The organism is Bordetella genomosp. 7 (assembly GCF_002261265.1).
Classification (GTDB): Bacteria; Pseudomonadota; Gammaproteobacteria; order Burkholderiales; family Burkholderiaceae_B; genus Bordetella_A.
Genome location: NZ_NEVK01000003.1, coordinates 245,738 through 262,673 on the forward strand (window position 1 = coordinate 245,738; position 16,936 = coordinate 262,673).

Annotated in this window: 18 protein-coding genes and 1 riboswitch; of the genes, 10 read left to right on the forward strand and 8 right to left on the reverse strand. The window is 66.7% G+C overall.

Going from position 1 to position 16,936, the window contains the following annotated elements:
• Positions 1-32: 32 nt before the first annotated feature.
• Entirely contained in the window at positions 33-1,196 is a 1,164-nt protein-coding gene (locus CAL19_RS03450; protein WP_094796036.1) for a UbiH/UbiF/VisC/COQ6 family ubiquinone biosynthesis hydroxylase, read from the reverse strand.
• 79 nt (positions 1,197-1,275) lie between these two features.
• Here CAL19_RS03450 and CAL19_RS03455 point away from each other — a divergent pair, with 79 nt between their 5' ends.
• Positions 1,276-1,728, forward strand: coding sequence for a TM2 domain-containing protein (locus CAL19_RS03455; protein ID WP_094796037.1), 453 nt, complete (start codon positions 1,276-1,278; stop codon positions 1,726-1,728).
• Positions 1,729-1,760: 32 nt separating this feature from the next.
• On the opposite strand, the gene CAL19_RS03460 is transcribed toward CAL19_RS03455, so the two are convergent.
• Complete coding sequence (locus CAL19_RS03460) at positions 1,761-3,104, reverse strand: aminopeptidase P N-terminal domain-containing protein (protein WP_094796038.1); 1,344 nt, start codon at positions 3,102-3,104, stop codon at positions 1,761-1,763.
• A gap of 99 nt (positions 3,105-3,203) precedes the next feature.
• Positions 3,204-3,389, forward strand: a riboswitch (yybP-ykoY riboswitch).
• Positions 3,390-3,408: 19 nt separating this feature from the next.
• Between CAL19_RS03460 and CAL19_RS03465 the strand changes: the two genes are divergently transcribed.
• From CAL19_RS03465 to CAL19_RS03475, 3 genes are all read left to right on the forward strand, one after another.
• Positions 3,409-4,401 (forward strand): sodium:calcium antiporter, encoded by a 993-nt coding sequence (locus CAL19_RS03465; RefSeq protein WP_094796039.1) that lies wholly within the window; start codon positions 3,409-3,411, stop codon positions 4,399-4,401.
• A 394-nt stretch (positions 4,402-4,795) separates the two neighbouring features.
• The gene (locus tag CAL19_RS03470) at positions 4,796-5,122 is read left to right on the forward strand and encodes a hypothetical protein (protein ID WP_026639902.1); all 327 of its coding nucleotides are present in this window, start codon (positions 4,796-4,798) and stop codon (positions 5,120-5,122) included.
• 85 nt (positions 5,123-5,207) lie between these two features.
• Positions 5,208-6,092 (forward strand): cytochrome c oxidase assembly protein, encoded by an 885-nt coding sequence (locus CAL19_RS03475; RefSeq protein ID WP_026639901.1) that lies wholly within the window; start codon positions 5,208-5,210, stop codon positions 6,090-6,092.
• A 28-nt stretch (positions 6,093-6,120) separates the two neighbouring features.
• On the opposite strand, the gene galU is transcribed toward CAL19_RS03475, so the two are convergent.
• A complete protein-coding gene (gene galU / locus CAL19_RS03480; RefSeq protein WP_094796040.1) occupies positions 6,121-6,957 on the reverse strand; it encodes a UTP--glucose-1-phosphate uridylyltransferase GalU in 837 nt (278 codons plus the stop codon).
• 63 nt (positions 6,958-7,020) lie between these two features.
• On the opposite strand from galU, the gene CAL19_RS03485 reads away from it, so the two are divergent.
• Entirely contained in the window at positions 7,021-8,535 is a 1,515-nt protein-coding gene (locus CAL19_RS03485; protein ID WP_094796041.1) for a M48 family metalloprotease, read from the forward strand.
• Between the two features lie 814 nt (positions 8,536-9,349).
• Here CAL19_RS03485 and CAL19_RS03490 read toward each other — a convergent pair.
• The 4 genes from CAL19_RS03490 to CAL19_RS03505 are packed head-to-tail and all read right to left on the reverse strand — an operon-like array spanning position 9,350 to position 12,066.
• On the reverse strand, positions 9,350-10,450 hold the full coding sequence (locus CAL19_RS03490; protein WP_094796389.1) for a YheT family hydrolase: 1,101 nt from the start codon (positions 10,448-10,450) through the stop codon (positions 9,350-9,352).
• Between the two features lie 14 nt (positions 10,451-10,464).
• On the reverse strand, positions 10,465-10,887 hold the full coding sequence (locus CAL19_RS03495) for a YybH family protein (protein WP_094796042.1): 423 nt from the start codon (positions 10,885-10,887) through the stop codon (positions 10,465-10,467).
• Positions 10,888-10,893: 6 nt separating this feature from the next.
• Complete coding sequence (locus CAL19_RS03500; RefSeq protein ID WP_026638493.1) at positions 10,894-11,106, reverse strand: zinc-finger domain-containing protein; 213 nt, start codon at positions 11,104-11,106, stop codon at positions 10,894-10,896.
• Positions 11,107-11,145: 39 nt separating this feature from the next.
• The gene (locus tag CAL19_RS03505; protein ID WP_094796043.1) at positions 11,146-12,066 is read right to left on the reverse strand and encodes a branched-chain amino acid transaminase; all 921 of its coding nucleotides are present in this window, start codon (positions 12,064-12,066) and stop codon (positions 11,146-11,148) included.
• A 248-nt stretch (positions 12,067-12,314) separates the two neighbouring features.
• On the opposite strand from CAL19_RS03505, the gene CAL19_RS03510 reads away from it, so the two are divergent.
• The 3 genes from CAL19_RS03510 to CAL19_RS03520 all read left to right on the forward strand — a co-directional run bounded on the left by CAL19_RS03510 (position 12,315) and on the right by CAL19_RS03520 (position 14,840).
• Positions 12,315-12,989, forward strand: coding sequence for an AzlC family ABC transporter permease (locus CAL19_RS03510; protein WP_026638491.1), 675 nt, complete (start codon positions 12,315-12,317; stop codon positions 12,987-12,989).
• Complete coding sequence (locus CAL19_RS03515; RefSeq protein WP_026638490.1) at positions 12,986-13,321, forward strand: AzlD domain-containing protein; 336 nt, start codon at positions 12,986-12,988, stop codon at positions 13,319-13,321. The genes CAL19_RS03510 and CAL19_RS03515 overlap by 4 nt, the downstream gene beginning before the upstream one ends.
• Before the next feature lie 103 nt (positions 13,322-13,424).
• Positions 13,425-14,840, forward strand: coding sequence for a DEAD/DEAH box helicase (locus CAL19_RS03520; protein WP_094796044.1), 1,416 nt, complete (start codon positions 13,425-13,427; stop codon positions 14,838-14,840).
• Between the two features lie 4 nt (positions 14,841-14,844).
• Here the strand turns inward: CAL19_RS03520 and CAL19_RS03525 are convergent, their stop codons facing one another.
• Positions 14,845-15,231 (reverse strand): thioredoxin family protein, encoded by a 387-nt coding sequence (locus CAL19_RS03525; RefSeq protein WP_026638488.1) that lies wholly within the window; start codon positions 15,229-15,231, stop codon positions 14,845-14,847.
• A gap of 63 nt (positions 15,232-15,294) precedes the next feature.
• On the opposite strand from CAL19_RS03525, the gene CAL19_RS03530 reads away from it, so the two are divergent.
• Together CAL19_RS03530 and CAL19_RS03535 are read left to right on the forward strand one after the other, a co-directional pair.
• A complete protein-coding gene (locus tag CAL19_RS03530; protein WP_026638487.1) occupies positions 15,295-16,104 on the forward strand; it encodes an EI24 domain-containing protein in 810 nt (269 codons plus the stop codon).
• Between the two features lie 14 nt (positions 16,105-16,118).
• Positions 16,119-16,922, forward strand: a complete 804-nt coding sequence (locus CAL19_RS03535; RefSeq protein ID WP_026638486.1) for a competence/damage-inducible protein A — start codon at positions 16,119-16,121, stop codon at positions 16,920-16,922.
• Positions 16,923-16,936 lie beyond the last annotated feature (14 nt).

Here is a 16,936-nt window from a genome sequence, read left to right on the forward strand (position 1 = left end):
AATACGGCACCTATTTGATCGGGCTGCCGCCTTCAGACACGCAGCCCCTGAAGCAGGTGGCGCGCCAGCGGTGCGCGCAGGGGCGCGGCCAGGTCCAGCGCCAGCAAGCCCAGCCCGCAGGCGTGCTCGACCGGGGCCAGGCCGGTGGCGAAAGCGCGGGGCATCAGGTCGGTAAGGCCGGCCGTGATCCAGCGGTCGGCGCGGCGCGCCCGTCCGAATTCCGCCAGTGCGGGTTGCGGGTCGGTTGCGGGGGCGACGAGCCAGTCGGCCAATCCCTGTGCCAGGCGTGCCGCATCGCGCAACCCAAGGTTCAGTCCCTGGCCCGCCACCGGGTGCAGGGTCTGCGCTGCGTTGCCGATGGCCGCCAGCCGCCCCTGCACCAGCGTGCGGCGCGCGTTCAGCGCCAGCGGAAAAATGTGCCGCGGGGCCTGGCTGTACAGGCGTCCGAGGCGGGTGCCGAACGCCTGGTTCAGGGCCGCCGAAAAAGCGGCGTTGTCCATTTGCGCCAGCTCGGCGGCGCGGCCGGGGCTGCTGCACCACACCACCGAATACGCGCCCGCCAGCTGCGGGTGCGGCAGCAGCGCCAGCGGCCCTTCGCGGGTAAAGCGTTCCCATGCCCAACCGGCCCGGGGCAGGGCGGCCGAGGCGCTGGTGATGACCGCATGCTGGCCGTATTCGCGGCGTATGTCATCGCCGCCGCTGCCGTCCGACTGCACCGCCACTGCGCACCGCAAGTCCGAATCGCCCTGGCGCACGACGACAGCCTGACCGTCCTGGCCAGCCACTTGGGCGGGCGGCCCGTGCAGGACGGTTACACCGCTTTCCTGCACACGTTCCAGCAACGTGGCATGCAGCTCGGCGTACGATACCGTGCTGCCCAGCCGCTCTACCTGGAAGTCGCTGCTTTGAATCAGCGTGCTGCCCAGCCGGCCGCGTTGCGAAACATGCACCGTGCGAATGTCGGCGGCGCGTCCCGGCCAGGCCCGCAGCGATTCCAGCAGCACCCGGCTGCCGTGGTTCAGCGCCAGCACGCGCGGGTCGGCGGCGGGGGGCTGGACGGCCTTGCCGGCCGGCGCCGCGCCCGCCAGCAAGGCGATGCGCTCGGGCCGCGCGCTATGGCGGGCGAGCAGCAGCGCCAGGGTGCGGCCGACCGGGCCGGCGCCCAGGATGGCAATGTCATAGGCAGACTGGGTCATGCTCGAATTCTACCGTCCACTACAATCGCGGGCATTCCGATCGATAACCGCCCGGCGGCGGGCGTCACGCCGTTCCGATATGCAATTGATGTCGTCCTCGAAATCCGTTTCCCTCCGCCCGCCGCGGCGCAAGCTGGTGGTGGGACTGCTGGCGTGCCTGTTCGGCTGGCTGGGCGCGCATTGGTGGTACCTGGGGCGCCGCCATGCCTGGATGGTTACCGCCGCCGTGCTGGCCTGCCTGGCTGCGGCCACGCAATTTCCGGTCTGGTACGACAACCCGGCGTTCTTCCTGGTGTTTGTGCCCATGATCGACGGCTTTATCGAAGGCGTGGTTTTCAGCCTGATGCCGGACGAAAAATTCGACCGCCTCTACAACCCCGGCCACGGGCGCGTCACGCATACGGGCTGGGGGCCGGTGCTGGTGGCGATCATGGGCACCCTGGTAGGCGCCACGGCGGGCATTCTCGGCATCGCCATGGTGGTGGTGTACACCTGGACGGCGATGGGCTGGCTGGACGGCTACGTCTTCTGAAGGCCCGCCCGCAGCCGCCCGCGCGGTTGCAGTCATTCGCGCATCAGCGCCTCGATCTCGCGTGCGTCAACGGGCACGCCGCGGGTGATCAATTCGCAGCCTTCCGCCGTGACCAGCGCATCGTCCTCAATGCGGATGCCGATGTCCCAGAACTGCCGGGGCACATCGTCGCCGGCGCGAACATAGATGCCGGGCTCGATGGTCAGCAGCATGCCGGGCTCGAGCGTGCGCCAGGGGCGATCCTGGCCGGCTTCGGCCGCGCCGCTGCGGTAGTCGCCCGCATCGTGCACGTCAAGGCCCAGCCAGTGGCCGGTGCGATGCATGTAGTAGCGGGTATACGCGCCCGATTCGATCACGCCGTCCAGCGACCCCTGCAGCAGACCGGCATCCAGCATGCCGCGCGCCAGCACGCGCACCGCCGCGTCGTGTGCATCGTTGAAGCTGCGCCCCGGCGCAGTGGCCTGCGCAGCCGCAAGCTGCGCCGCGGCCACCAGGTCGTACAGCTCGCATTGCGGGCCGCTGAAGCGGCCGTTGGCGGGGAACGTGCGGGTGATATCCGATGCGTAGCTGTCCACTTCGCAGCCGGCATCGATCAGCACCAGGTCGCCATCGCGCAGCTCGGTGTCGCCCGCCGCGTAGTGCAGTACGCACGCGTTGGCGCCCGCGGCCACGATGCAGGGATATGCCGGCGCCTGTGCGCCATGGCGCCGGAATTCATACAGCAGTTCGGCTTCCAGCTCATATTCGTGCTGGCCCACCCGTGCCGCGCGCATCGCGCGTGCGTGCGCGCCCGCCGAGATACGCGCCGCCCGGCGCATGGTGGCGATCTCGCCAGGCTCCTTGATCAGGCGCATCTCGGCCAGCACGGGCCGCAGATCTTGCGCGCGCGCCGGCGGCCGGCGCCGTCCGCGCCCCTGTTCCTCGGCCTGCGCCTGCCAGGCCCGCAGCATGCGCTGCGCCGGCCCGCGCGCGGCAAACGGCCAGAACAGCGTGGGCTGGTCCAGCAGCAGCTCGGGCATCAGCTTGTCGAGTTCGTCGATCGAGTAGGTTTCATCGAACCCGTAGCGCTCGCGCGCAGCCTCGGGCCCGCAGCGGTAGCCCTCCCATATTTCCTGCTCGGGGTGCCGGGGGCGGCAGAACAGGATCGCCCGGTCGACGGGCCCCGCCACCAATACCAGCCATGCTTGCGGCTCGGCGAAGCCGGTCAGGTAAAAAAAGTTGCTGTCGTGGCGGTACGGGTATTCCGTGTCGCGATTGCGCACCGCGGCGGGCGCGGTGCCCACAACGGCCACGCCGCCGCCGGCGGCGCGCATATGGTCCAGCAAGCGGTGGCGGCGCCGCGCGTAGGGCGCAATGTCGGCAGGGGAAAGGCTCATCGTTGGTGGCAGCCATAAGAGTCGCCCCGCCAGCCGGGGCATGGGCTACTTTACCGCGCCATGCGCCGGCGGGGCGAGCGGGCGGCTGCTATAATCCGCGCCACTGTCATTGGGGAGTAGCCATCCTTTGAATCCCCAAAGGAGTCAGCGTCAACAGACTTGGCGGTTTCGTACCCCATGGCGCTGACGGCACCCGCGTCGCCGCACCGGGAAGCCAGGCGAGACCTTTGGCCGCGATGCGTACATGCCTGCCGGGCGAGCCGCATCGTCGCGCCATTGGTGTCTGCTCGTCCGGCTATGCATCATGCTGCTCACCCTGTTTCTCTTTTTTCTGTCCGCGCTGGTCATTTACTTTGCCTGTGAGTATTTCGTCAACGGCATCGAATGGCTCGGCCACCGGATGAAATTGGGCGCCACCGCCACCGGCACCGTGCTGGCGGCGTTCGGCACCGCACTGCCCGAAAGCGCGGTCACCTTCATGGCCGTGGTCTTCGGCACGACTCCCGAGCAGAAAGATATCGGCGTGGGCGCCGCCATGGGCGGGCCCCTGGTGCTCGCCACGCTTGCCTATGCCGTGGTGGGCTGGGCGCTGTGGCGGGGCGGCCGCAGCGCGGCCCGCATCAATGCCGACCAGCAGCGCCTGGCGCGCGACCAGGCCTGGTTCATGGGCGTGTTCGTGGTCAAGGTGGCATTGGGCTTGGTGGTGTTCGCCTGGAAACCCTGGCTGGGCCTGCTGTTCCTGGCGGTTTACGGCCTGTACGTCAAGCGCGAGCTCGCCAATGACGAGGCCTGCCTGGACTGTGACGACATCGAACCCCTGAAACTGCGGCCGCGCGATCCGACGCCAACCACGGCCTGGGCGGCCGCCCAGACGGTGCTGGCGCTGGTGGTGATCGCGGGCGCCTCGCACGTGTTCGTGCGCCAGATCGAACTGCTGGGTATCGCCATGGGCGCCTCGCCGCACGTCGCCGCGTTGCTGCTCGCTCCGGTGGCTACCGAGCTGCCCGAAATCATGAACGCGCTGATCTGGGTGCGGCAGGGCAAGGAACGCCTGGCGCTGGCCAATATTTCGGGCGCCATGATGATCCAGGCCACGATCCCCAGCGCCCTGGGCATATTCCTGACCCCGTGGCTGCTCGATGGCCCGCTCGTGGCCGCAGGCCTGTTCACGCTGCTGTCGATCGCATTGCTGTGGCTGCGATTCCGCCGCGCGTGCATGAGCGTGCCGGTGCTGTCCACGGTGGGTGGGTTCTACGGGCTGTTCGCGGTGTACCTGGGCTGGCATTTCGTGCGTTGACGGCTGTTGCGGCCGGCGGTGCGCGTCCTGCGCAACATTTGAAGCGTGCGACAGGGAAAACCCTTGTCGGTCATCAATAAACCGCGTAAAATCAATACGTTCAAATCATACGGAGTTGCTCTGTGAATACCGATTCCGGCGACAGTAGTAGTCGATCTTGCATCGACGTCGCTGCCTGACAGGATCCCCCGCAGAAACTCCTTCTGCCGTGTCCTGCCAGTGCAGGATGCGGTACGTGGCGGTAAGTTCTTTGCCGTCATATTCCCGCTAATACCGCCCGAACCGTTGCTGTGCCCCACAGCCCGCGTTGCTGTGCACGATTCGTGCGCCGCCCGCGCGCCGCTGTGCCGACACGCGCATTCGCACGAGCGCTCCCCGTTTCCGGGAGGTTGCCATGCGTTTATTCGACCTGTTCATGCGCCGTGCCGGCGTGGACCGCGCCGCGCTCAACCGTCGTTCTGGCACGTCGCGACTTACCATCGAGTGCCCGCGCGATGCACTGGGGGCGGTGCGCAAGCAGATCTGCCTGGATTTCGGCGCCGCCGGCATCGATGTGGCCCAGTTCCAGGTAGACTCCGGCCGCGATGCCGATTTTGCGTCGGCCTGCATCACCGTCAATTGCCCGCCGGAATTGCGCGGCGAACTCATGTCGCAGGCACGGCGCCTGCGTGCACATCCGGCGGTACGCCACGTGCGCTTCGGGGCGTCGGCCCGCGCCTGACCCGGCCGGCTTCGCCCGTGCGTGGGTCAACTACAATGCCCCCACGGGCGTCGCCCGCGACTTGTCAGGTTTATCGGATTTCGGCATGGATTGGCTCGGTTGGCTCACGCCGTGGGAATTCTCCCCGGCCTTGATCGCTGCCTTCGTGGCAGGCATCGTACTGTTCGTGCGTGGTCAGCGCGTGCATCGGGTCAATGGCTGGCGCCAGTTCCTGTTCTGGTCCGGCATCGTGCTGCTGTACCTGTCCTTGCACACGCGCATCGACTATTACGCCGAGCGCATGTTCTTCATCCACCGCATCCAGCACCTGGTGTTGCACCATCTGGGGCCGCTGCTGGTCATGGCGGCGTATCCCGGTTCGGTGATGCGCGCCGGCCTGCCCATGGCCTGGCGGATACGGTTGCGCGACTTCCTGCGCACTTCGTCCGGCCGTGCCGTGGTGGCGGTGCTGACCAATAAGTACTTCATCCCGGCGCTGTTCGTCTTCCTGGTGCTGGTGTGGCTGATTCCGTCGGTGCAGTTCTATTCCATGCTCGACTGGCGGCTCTACCGCCTGATGAACTGGTCGGTGGTGATCAGCGGCTTCCTGTACTGGAACCTCATCCTCGACCGGCGTCCCAGCCCTCCCGCCGCCATGAGTCCGGGCGGGCGGGTGCTGTCGCCCGTGCTGACCATGGCGCCGCAGATGGTGGCCGGCGCGGTCATCACTTTTACCGAATACGATATCTACCCGCTGTTCGAGCTGTGCGGGCGCGCGATTTCGATGTCTGCCCAGACTGACCAGACCATCGGCGGCCTGACCATGTGGATTCCTGCCGCAATGGTCGAAGTGTTCGGCCTGATGGTCGCGCTGGGCACGCTGATGCGCCTGTCCAGCAAGGGGCGCCTGCGTCTCGAAGACCGCCAGGCGCTGGCCCGGGCCCGCATGCGCGAGCAGGCCGACGCCGGCAAGCCGGCCGCCAGCCTTTAATCATCTGCGGGCGCGGCCGGCCCCCGTTTCAGGGCTCCAGGCCGTGGTATTTGCGGCCCAGGGCCACGGTGGCCTGGAACATGCCGGCCTTGCTGCCGCAGTCGTAGCGTTGCCCCTGGTATCGATGCGCGTACACAGCGCGCGCGCTCATCAGCGCGGCGATACCGTCGGTCAGCTGGATTTCGTTGCCCGCGCCGGCCTGGGTGGCTCGCAGGAAATCGAAAATCTGCGGCTCGAGTACGTAGCGGCCCACCACCGCCAATGTGGACGGCGCCTGCTCCGGCGCCGGCTTTTCCACAATGTGCGTGACGCGCGCGGTACGCTCGTCCAGGGGCTGCGCGGCCACGATGCCATATTTGCGGGTATCTGCGCGCGGCACATCCTGTACGCCCAGCACGCTGGCGTCATGCGCATAGGCCGTGTCGATCAGCTGCTTGAGCACCGGGGTGTCTGCGTCGATCAGGTCGTCGGCCAGCAGCACCGCAAAGGGCTCGTCCCCCACGGCCGGGGCGGCGGTCAGCACGGCGTGGCCCAGGCCCAGGGGGGCCGGCTGGCGTATGTACAGGCAATTGACGTGGGCGGGCAGAATGTCGCGCACCATGGCCAGCAGTTCGTGCTTGCCTTTGCCTTCCAGGTCGGCCTCGAGTTCGGGGGCCGAGTCGAAATGGTCTTCGATGGCGCGCTTATTGCGCCCGGTGACAAAGATCAGGTCGGTGACGCCGGCCGCCACGGCCTCTTCGACGGCGTACTGGATCAGGGGCTTGTCCACCACCGGCAGCATTTCCTTGGGCATGGCCTTGGTGGCAGGCAGAAAACGTGTGCCCATTCCGGCGACGGGGAAAACGGCTTTGCGGACTGGGCGCATGGGAACCTCGCATGAAATTGGATAGACAGCCAAACTTTTTACGGCGGTCGCTATCATATTGCAATGAACCGCAGGCATACGATACCCAGGCATCCCAAGTTACTTCGAGGCGCGCTGGCCGGCGCGCTGAGCGTTGCGCTGGCGCTGCCGGTCGCCCCGGCCGTGGGCCAGCCGGTGGGCCTGCCGTCCATGGGCGCGGCCTCTTCGGCCGATCTTCCTCCCGCGCTAGAGCGCCAACTGGGCGAGGCCATCATGGCCCAGGGCCGGCGTGATCCCACCTACATCAACGACCCGGAGCTCAACCAGTACCTGACCACCATGGCGCACAGACTGGCCGCGTATGCGCCAGGCGCCTTGCCCGACATCGAGGTGTTCGGGGTGCGCGATCCGGAGATCAACGCCTTTGCCATGCCGGGCGGCTTCATTGGGGTCAACAGCGGCCTGATCGTGGGCGCTTCCAGCGAATCCGAGCTCGCGGCGGTGTTGGCGCACGAGATCGGCCACGTGGCGCAGCGTCACATTGCGCGCGGCATGACGCAGCAGGCCCAGAGCGGCGTCGTCATGATGGCCAGCCTGGCAGCCGCCCTGCTGGCGGCATTGGCGGGCGGAGGCGGTAACCTCGCCGTGGGGGTGGCCGCCTTCGGGCAGGCCGCGGCCATCAACCGCCAGCTGGGCTTTTCGCGCGATGCCGAACGCGAAGCCGACCGCGCCGGTTTCCAGATGCTGACCAGGGCGGGCTATGACCCGCAAGGCATGGTGCGCATGTTCTCGCGGCTGATGAGCGCGTCGCGGCTGAACGAAGGCATGGGGGGCGGCGCCTGGGCATCGACCCACCCTTTGTCTATTGAACGGATGTCGGATATCCAGAACCGCAGCCGCGCATTGCCTGCCGAGCGGCATGCCGACAGCGACGACTTCTGGTACGTGCGCGCCAAGATGCGGGTCATTCAGGGCCGGGACGCGGTCAGCCTGCGCACGGCCGCGCAGCAGCTACAAGACGATGCCCGGACGCTCGCGGGCGTGCGCCAGTCCGCCGCGTACTATGGCCTGGCGCTGCAGGCGTTCCAGCGCAACAACCTCGACGAGGCGCAGCGCTACCTTGACCAGGGCAGCGCCGGGCACAGTAGCCCCTACCTGGCCCGCCTGGGCATCGACCTGGCCGCCGCCCGCAAAGACAGCGCGCGCGCGCTGGAACTGGCCGCCGCCGCCATCAAGCGTTGGCCCCAGCAGCGGGCTCTGGGCATCGCCTATGCACAGGCGCTGCAAGGCGCCGGTCGCCACGCCGAGGCCCAGGCCTACCTGCGCGACCGCATCAAGCAGTGGGGCGACGAAGAGCCGGGCCTGTACCAGATGCTGGCCCAGAGCGAAGAGCGCAACGGCCAACCCGTCCAGGCCCGCCGCGACATGGCGCGCTATTACGTGCTGACCGGCGCCTACGCGGCCGCAGAATCCCAGCTGCAACAGGCGCGTTCACTGTCCCGCGACTTCTACGAACAATCGCAGATCGACGTACAGATCCGCGAAGTCAAAGACAAGCTCACCGCCGAACGCGAACTGCTCGAGCGGTTCAAGAGCTAGCACGGCCCTTGTCCGGCGGGACGGGTGTCTGACACCTTTGGTGTCAGACACCGCACAACCCTTCCATCACAGGCACGCGGCAGCGAAAACGGGTGTCTGACACCTTTGGTGTCAGACACCGCACAACGCGCCATCACAGGCAGGCGGCAGCGAAAACGGGTGTCTGACACCTTTGGTGTCAGACACCGCACAACCCTTCCATCACAGGCACGCATCAGCGAAAACGGGTGTCTGACACCTTTGGTGTCAGACACCGCACAACGCGCCATCACAGGCAGGCGGCAGCGAAAACGGGTGTCTGACACCTTTGGTGTCAGACACCGCACAACCTCCCCATCACAGGCACGCATCAGCGAAGACGGGTGTCTGACACCTTTGGTGTCAGACACCGCACAACGCCCCATCACAGGCAGGCGGCAGCGAAAACGGGTGTCTGACACCTTCGGTGTCAGACACCGCGCAACCCCCCATCACAGGCACGCGTCAGCGAAAACGGGTGTCTGACACCTTTGGTGTCAGACACCGCACAACGCCCCATCACAGGCAGGCGGCAGCGAAAACGGGTGTCTGACACCTTTGGTGTCAGACACCGCACAACGCGCCATCACAGGCAGGCGGCAGCGAAGACGGGTGTCTGACACCTTTGGTGTCAGACACCGCACAACGCGCCATCACAGGCAGGCGGCAGCGAAGACGGGTGTCTGACACCTTTGGTGTCAGACACCGCACAACCCCCCATCACAGGCACGCGTCAGCGAAAACGGGTGTCTGACACCTTCGGTGTCAGACACCGCACAACCTCCCATCGCAGGGCTTACTGCCCGGTCTCGAAGAACCGCCCCAGCCGTTGCGGCAGCCAGCCAAGGTGGGCCGGGAAAGGCCCGGTGGGAAACCCGGCATGGCCGCCCTCGGCGGGCTGGTGCAGCAGCACCTGGGGCGAACATTCGCGCGGCACCGGCAGGGCGCTGGCGGGCAGAAAGGGATCGTTGCGGGCGTTCAGCACCAGGGTGGGCACCTGGATGGTGGCCAGCAACGGCTTGCTGGATGCGCGCGTCCAGTAATCGAGCGCATTGCGGAAACCGTGCATGGGCGCGGTGTATGCGTCGTCGAACTCGCGCAGGTCGCGCGCATGCGCAATGCGCATGACGTCGATCGCGCCCGGAAAGCGCCGCGCCTTTTCGAGCACCTTGCGCTTCATCGTTTTAAGAAAGTGCGCGCTGTAAAGGCGACGATTGATAAAGCCCTTGGACAGCGTCGTGCCGCCGGCCACCAGGTCTACGGGAACCGACACGCCGGCGCAGGCCGCCAGCCACGATACGTTGCTGCCTTGCTCGCCCAGGAACTTGAGCAGCGCATTGCCGCCCAGCGACACCCCCACCGCGTGCCAGCGCGCATGCGGAATGCGCGAGCGCACCACGTCGAGCATGAAGCCCACTTCGGTGGAGTCGCCCGAATAATAGGCCCGCGCGAGCCGGTTGGGCGCGCCCGAGCAGCCCCGGAAATGCGCGACCGCCACGATCCAGCCGCGGGCCCGGAAATGGTGCGCGATCGACTGCGCATAGCGGCTGGTGCTGCCGCCTTCCAGCCCATGCAGCAGCAGCAGGGCCGGGGTGTCCGGCGTCTGCGGTAGCGAAAGCCAGTCGGCATCGGTTATCCAGCGTGCCGCCGCTGTCTTGCCCGGCACCACCGGCGTAGCGTTGTCGATGGACTGGCCGTCGGCGCTCTTGTGGGGAAACAGCCCGGGCCCCGTCCAGTCGATGTCGATGAAGTCAGTGTCGGGCGTATCGACGCGTTCGCGCACGAAGGCAATATGGTGATGCTGCGCGACAAAGGCGGCATAGATCGTCTGGCTATGGCGATCGGGCAGCCAGGCGGGAACGGGACAGGGGGAAGTGTCGAGTCGGGCTGTGGCCAAGCGTTCCACCCGCGTCAGTGGAGCCGGTCGGGCACGTCGTGTAAATCGAGGACCCCGGCATCGTCGGGCGCCGCCGACGCGTGGTGCACGACCATGCGCCATCCGGTTGGCCCTTTATGGAAGATGTTGGTGGCATAGCAGTTGGCGTATTGCGTGCCGCCTTGCGTGCGCACCATGACCTGTTCAACCAGCGTGTGCACCGAGCACATCATGCTCTGCATGACCAGCGGGCGCAGCGGCCGGATGTGCAATGGGCCGGCCGCCAGCTGTTGTTGCCACGATTCCTGCACCGCCAGATGGCCGACCACGCGCAGCCCGCCCGGATGGATGCAGACGACTTCTTCGTCGTCGGCCCATATCTGCATCAGGCGATCGGTATCGGCTTGCTCAAGCGCTTCGTAGAACGCTTGCTCGGCTTCTTCGGGCGTGGCGAACATGGCGCGTCAGTGGCCGCGAACGACAGTGCCGGGCTTCAGACGGTATTCGGCGCCGCAATACGCGCAGCGCGCCGACCCGGTATGGGTAACGTCGAGATATACGCGCGGGTGCATGCTCCAGAGTGGTGCCTTGGGTCCGGGGCAGTACACCGGCAAGTCTTCGGCGCCCACTTCAATGGCTTCGGGGGAGGGCGCGGCGGCGGCAGCGGCTGCGGTCATGGATCAGTCCTAAAAAACTTGGATGGAAGGATGCGGTGTTCAGACTTGGGTGAGCCAGTGCGCATATTTGGGGTTGCGGCCGCTCACCACATCGAAGAAGGCCGTCTGGAGTTTCTCGGTAACCGGGCCGCGCCGACCCGCCCCGATCTTGCGATTGTCGACTTCGCGGATGGGGGTGACTTCGGCAGCGGTGCCGGTAAAGAAGGCTTCGTCGGCAATGTAGACGTCGTCGCGCGTCAGGCGCTTGGTGACCACGGGAATGCCCAGGTCGGCCGCCAGCGCATGCACGGTGGAACGCGTAATGCCGGTGAGGGCGGACGCGATCTCGGGTTCGCAGATGACGCCATCCTTGACGATGAACAGGTTCTCGCCCGCGCCTTCGGCCACGAAGCCTTCCGTATCCAGCAGCAGGGCCTCGTCGTAGCCGTTTTCCAGGGCTTCGGCGTTGGCGAGGATGGAGTTGGCGTAGGTAGTGGCCACCTTGGCGCGCGGCATGGTGACGTTGACGTGCTGGCGCGCGTATGACGACACCTTGACGCGTATGCCCTGCGCCAGCGCCTCTTCGCCCAGGTAGGCGCCCCACGGCCATGCGGCGATCGCCACGTGCACCTGGGCGCCCTTGGGCGAGACGCCCATTTTCTCGGAACCGTAGAACACCAGCGGCCGCACGTAGCACGATTCAAGCTGGTTGGCCCGCACCACCTCGCATTGCGCCGCATTGAGCGTGTCGGTGTCGAAGGGCATGGGGATCTGGTAGATATGCGCCGAATTGCACAGCCGCCGGGTGTGGTCTTGCAGGCGGAAGATGGCCGTGCCGGACGCCGTTTTATAGGCGCGCAGGCCTTCGAAGACAGACAGGCCGTAGTGCAGGGAGTGGGTCAGCACATGCGTGGTGGCGTCGCGCCAGGGCACAAGCTTGCCGTCGTACCAGATATAGCCGTCTCGGTCTGCCATCGACATGGTTGTATCCCCCTGAAAGTGGCGCCTATTGTATCAAGCAGCAAGAGTACAATGCCGCTCTTTCAGCGCCGGCCCGTGCTCGGCGCCGCGCCGGGCGAACTGGCCTGCGCGTATGTGCTTTTCTTTGATGAGTTCCATGCCGTCCAGTTCCATTAGCCAGGGGGCCGCCGGTGCTTCCTGACTCGCCAGATTCGTCCGACTCGACCCGGCTGTTGCGCCAAGAGCGCCTGGCCGCGTTCCGCCAGGGCGTGCACGCTATTGTCCCGGCGCTGATCGCCACGGCCACCTGGGGCCTGGTCACGGGGGTGGCCATGGTGAAGTCGGGCCTTACCGAATCCATGGCGCTGGCCATGACCCTGCTGCTGTACGCCGGATCGGCCCAGCTGACTTCGCTGCCCCTGATCGCCAGCGGAGCCCCCCTGTGGCTGATCTTCATGGCCGGGTGCGTGGTCAACCTGCGCTTCCTGATCTTCGGCGCGGCCCTGCATCCGTTCTTTCGCCATCTGCCCTGGCCCCGGCGTCTTGCGCTGGGCTATTTCACCACCGACATGGGGTTCGTGCTGTTCATGCCGCGCTTTGGCGACGCCGCCCAGCGCGGCACGCGCGAACAGCTGTGGTATTTCCTGGGAACCATCGCGCCCGGCTGGCTCGTGTGGCAGAGCGCATCGATTGCCGGCATCTACCTGGGCGCATTGGTGCCTACCGGCTGGTCGCTGGATTTTGCGGCGGTGCTTGCCCTGCTTGCCATCACCGTGCCGCTGGCCAACTCCAAGCCTATGCTTGTTTCCATGCTGGCCGCGGGGGTGACGGCCTGGGTCGGCCAGTTGCTGCCCTTGCGGCTGGGCCTTGCCGCCGCCGTCATCATGGGGATACTGGCGGGCATCTGGGCTGAACGGTATTTCCACAAAACGGGGCGCGCATGACCTTCTGGCCATCCGAAATCTATGTTTATTCCGCCATCTTGCTGCTGGCGCTGTGCAGCGTGATAACCCGGGCGGGATTCATGGTGTTCGGCGACTACGTGCCGTTGCCCGATGGCGTGCGGCGCGCGCTGCGCTATGCGCCCGCAGCCGCGCTGACGGCCATCATCGTGCCCGACCTGCTGCCCTGGAAAGCCGGCGCCGGGCCGGCGTTCGACTACCGCCTGGTGGCGGCGATGGTGGGGGTGATGGTGTTCCTGCGCACCCGCAGCGCCGTGGCCGTCATCGTGGCCGGCATGGCGGTCTTGTGGGCGTTGCGCTGGCTGGCCGGCTGATCCCCCGGGCCGGCTGCGCTAAAATAAAGTTATCCACAGCAATCCGGGCTTGGCAGCATACTCGTTTTGTTCTTTTTCACTGCCCCGGCATCTGCCTATCCTGATGACTGACACCAACATACCCGCAGCACCCAGCGCCGACGCTCCCACCCCGACTTTCACCAACTTCGGACTGCATCCCCAACTGCTCCAGTCGGTGGCCGACACCGGATACACCACGCCCACGCCCATCCAGGCGCAAGCGTTGCCGCCGGTCATGGCGGGGCGCGACGTCATGGGGGCTGCGCAAACCGGCACGGGCAAGACGGCGGCATTCACGCTGCCCATCCTGCACCGCCTGATGCCGCTGGCCAACACCAGCGCGTCGCCGGCCCGGCATCCGGTGCGAGCGCTGATCCTCACGCCCACGCGCGAACTGGCCGACCAGGTGTACGAAAGCGTCAAGCGCTACAGCAAGCACACGCCATTGCGTTCGGCAGTGGTGTTTGGCGGCGTCGACATCGGCCCCCAGAAAGAAGCCCTGCGCCGCGGTTGCGAAATCCTGGTGGCCACGCCCGGCCGGCTGCTTGACCACGTCGAGCAGAAAACCGTCAACCTCAGCCAGGTCGGCATTCTGGTGCTCGACGAAGCCGACCGCATGCTCGACATGGGCTTCCTGCCCGACCTCGACCGTATCGTGCGGTTGCTGCCGGTCCAGCGGCAGGGCCTGCTTTTCTCGGCCACCTTCAGCAACGAAATCCGCAAGCTGGGCCGCACCTACCTGAACCAGCCCGTCGAAATCGAAGTGGCCGCGCGCAATGCCACGGCGGATACGGTCAGCCAGATTGCCTACCAGATGCCCAGCGATGCCAAGCGCGCCGCGGTGGTGCACCTGGTCAAGTCGCGCGGCCTGAAGCAGGTGATCGTGTTCTCCAACACCAAGATCGGCACTGCCCGCCTGGCACGCGAACTCGAGCGCGACGGTGTGCGGGCCGAATCCATTCATGGCGACAAGAGCCAGGCCGACCGCATGAAGGCCCTGGATGCCTTCAAGGCCGGCGAGCTCGAAGTCCTGGTGGCCACAGACGTGGCCGCGCGCGGGCTGGACGTGGCCGGCGTGCCTTGCGTCATCAACTACGACCTTCCGCACAATGCCGAAGACTACGTGCACCGCATTGGCCGTACCGGCCGCGCCGGCGCCACGGGCGAGGCCATTGCGCTGTTCACGTCCGACGAAGAACGCTACCTGCAAGACATCGAGAAACTGACCAAGCGCCCGGTGGCGCGCGGCAAGCTCGATGTGCCCCGCGAACTGGTCGTGCGCAGCCACACCCGCGAGCCTCGGGCCCGCAGCGGGCGCGAGCGCCATGCCTCGTCGGCATACAGCGCGCCGCGCCAGCCCGTGGACGATTTCTTCTACAAGCCCTACGAGCCTTCGGCGGCGGCGCCCGACACCGGCGCCTCCAGGCCCGAGCCCCGTTCCGGCGCCCCGAAGCGGCAAGTGGCGGTGCTGCTGGGCGGCAGCCGCAAACCCCAGTAAAGGCTCAGGCGCAGAGCAGGGCGGGCACGTCGGGCAGATCGGTTTGCACCGCCGGGCTGTCGGGGCCCAGGCTGTCGAGCAGCCTTTCCAGGTGGCCGATATGCGGCAGCATCGGCCCGTAGAACACCACTCGCGAACCCACCTGCACGAGCAGGGTAGGAAAATTCTCGACGTCTTCATCGCCCAGCAGGTCGGGGTGATCTTCGATGTCTATCCAGGCAAATACGCGCTCGGGCTGGGTATTGGCCAGCGCCGCAAGACGCGGCCGGTATTGGCCGCAGGTATCGCACCAGGCCGCGCAGAAGCAGGCAACCAGCCAGGTGTCGGCGCGAGGCCGCGCCAGGGCGGCGCGCAACGCGGGGGTGTCGGGTCCGGGAACGAGCAAGGACATGGCATCAAATCGCAGCGTATTTGAGACTATGATACCCGGCATGTCTTCCGACAGGTTTTCCCCATGATTCCTCCCCGTTCCGACGCGGCGTCGTCGTTCCCCGCCCGTGCCGCCACGGCAGGCGCGGCCGGCGTTGCGCAGGCATTCAAGCGCGCGCTGGTATCGCAGTTCCATCCCAACATGCTGCTGGCGGTGCTGCTGCCTTTTGTCATCGCGCTGCTGGGCGCGCTGTTGCTGCTGTGGCTGTTCTGGACGCCGCTGACCGAATGGCTCAATGTGCAGGCCTCGCAGTGGCAGGTCGTCAACAGCTTTGACGCCTGGCTCGTGGGTCTAGGCCTGTTTTCCATCAAGCTGTACCTGATCCCGGTTATCGCGGCCGCCATCCTGCTGCCCATCTCGGGCATCCTGGGGCTGGCTATCGCCGCCGTGTTCGTCATGCCGCTGGTGCTGCGGCACGTGGGCGCGCGCGAATACGCGGGCGTGTCCCGCCAGGGGCGCAATGCAACGGCCTACAGCGTCTGGAACGCCATCTGGGTCAGTGGAGTCTTTGCCGTGGGCTGGGTATTGACGCTGCCTTTCTGGCTGGTGCCCCCCATGGCCGTGCTGCTGTCGATTTTCTGGTGGGCCTTTGCGTTTTCGCGCATGTTGCGCGTAGACGCCATCGTCGAGCATGCCAGCCCGGAAGAACGGCGCATGCTGCTTGAACGCCACAACACCGGCTTCTGGATTATCGGCCTGATCTGTTCGCTGCTGAACCTGTTGCCGCCTGCCTGGGTCATCCTGCCCGTGTATTCGGGCCTGGTCTACGCGCACTACGGGCTCGAGGCCTTGCGCCGGCTGCGCCAGGAACGCGTCATCGAAGCCCAACCCTGAGACATCAAAAACACATGGTCGCTGCCCCTTCGTTGCGCCGTATCGGCCTGATCATCGTAGGCGATGAGATCCTTTCCGGCCGCCGCCAGGACAAGCACTTCGCCAAGGTGGTCGAACTGCTGGCCGCGCGCGGGCTGCGGCTGGCGCGCGCCGAAATTCTGCCCGACGACCGCCAGGTGCTCACGGCCGGCCTGCGGCGCAGCTTCGAGTCGGGCGATATCGTCCTGGTATGCGGCGGCATTGGCGCCACGCCGGACGATCACACGCGCCAGGCCGCCGCCGCGGCGCTCGACCTGCCCTTGCGCCTGCATCCCGAAGCCGAGCAGGCCATTGCGCAGCGCGTGGCCGAGATGGCCGCCCAGGGGCAGGGCGTCGCGGACATGGCCGCGCCCGAAAACCAGCAGCGCCTGCAGATGGGCGTGTTCCCGGCCGGCAGCGAGATCGTGCCCAATCCCTATAACCGCATTCCCGGTTTCTTCATTCGCGACCATACCTTCGTGCCGGGGTTTCCCGTCATGGCGTGGCCAATGCTCGAATGGACGCTCGACACCCGCTACGCGGCGTTGCATCACCAGGTCGCGCACATCGAGCATTCGTTCCTGGTCTTCGGCATCCCCGAATCGCGGGTCGCGCCGGTCATGCAAGCGCTGGAACAGCGCTGGCCCGGCGTCAGCGCCTTCAGCCTGCCCAGCGTGGGCGACAAAGGCGGGCCGCCCCATATCGAGCTGGGCGTAAAGGGCGACCCCGAGCACGCCGCGCCGGCCCTGGCCTTTCTGCAGCACGAAGTGCTGCGCCTGGGCGGCCGACTGGCGGCGTAGCCATGCCGGCGGGC

Excerpts from the sequence above, each read along its gene's own strand:
- CAL19_RS03525 (WP_026638488.1), bottom strand. The coding sequence starts at position 15,231 with ATGTCCTTGCTCGTTCCCGGACCCGACACCCCCGCGTTGCGCGCCGCC.
- CAL19_RS03520 (WP_094796044.1), top strand. The coding sequence starts at position 13,425 with ATGACTGACACCAACATACCCGCAGCACCCAGCGCCGACGCTCCCACC.
- CAL19_RS03475 (WP_026639901.1), top strand. The coding sequence starts at position 5,208 with ATGGATTGGCTCGGTTGGCTCACGCCGTGGGAATTCTCCCCGGCCTTG.
- CAL19_RS03470 (WP_026639902.1), top strand. The coding sequence starts at position 4,796 with ATGCGTTTATTCGACCTGTTCATGCGCCGTGCCGGCGTGGACCGCGCC.
- CAL19_RS03460 (WP_094796038.1), bottom strand. The coding sequence starts at position 3,104 with ATGAGCCTTTCCCCTGCCGACATTGCGCCCTACGCGCGGCGCCGCCAC.
- CAL19_RS03495 (WP_094796042.1), bottom strand. The coding sequence starts at position 10,887 with ATGTTCGCCACGCCCGAAGAAGCCGAGCAAGCGTTCTACGAAGCGCTT.
- CAL19_RS03450 (WP_094796036.1), bottom strand. The coding sequence starts at position 1,196 with ATGACCCAGTCTGCCTATGACATTGCCATCCTGGGCGCCGGCCCGGTC.
- CAL19_RS03485 (WP_094796041.1), top strand. The coding sequence starts at position 7,021 with ATGAACCGCAGGCATACGATACCCAGGCATCCCAAGTTACTTCGAGGC.
- CAL19_RS03535 (WP_026638486.1), top strand. The coding sequence starts at position 16,119 with ATGGTCGCTGCCCCTTCGTTGCGCCGTATCGGCCTGATCATCGTAGGC.
- CAL19_RS03465 (WP_094796039.1), top strand. The coding sequence starts at position 3,409 with ATGCTGCTCACCCTGTTTCTCTTTTTTCTGTCCGCGCTGGTCATTTAC.
- CAL19_RS03515 (WP_026638490.1), top strand. The coding sequence starts at position 12,986 with ATGACCTTCTGGCCATCCGAAATCTATGTTTATTCCGCCATCTTGCTG.
- CAL19_RS03505 (WP_094796043.1), bottom strand. The coding sequence starts at position 12,066 with ATGTCGATGGCAGACCGAGACGGCTATATCTGGTACGACGGCAAGCTT.
- galU (WP_094796040.1), bottom strand. The coding sequence starts at position 6,957 with ATGCGCCCAGTCCGCAAAGCCGTTTTCCCCGTCGCCGGAATGGGCACA.
- CAL19_RS03530 (WP_026638487.1), top strand. The coding sequence starts at position 15,295 with ATGATTCCTCCCCGTTCCGACGCGGCGTCGTCGTTCCCCGCCCGTGCC.
- CAL19_RS03500 (WP_026638493.1), bottom strand. The coding sequence starts at position 11,106 with ATGACCGCAGCCGCTGCCGCCGCCGCGCCCTCCCCCGAAGCCATTGAA.
- CAL19_RS03455 (WP_094796037.1), top strand. The coding sequence starts at position 1,276 with ATGCAATTGATGTCGTCCTCGAAATCCGTTTCCCTCCGCCCGCCGCGG.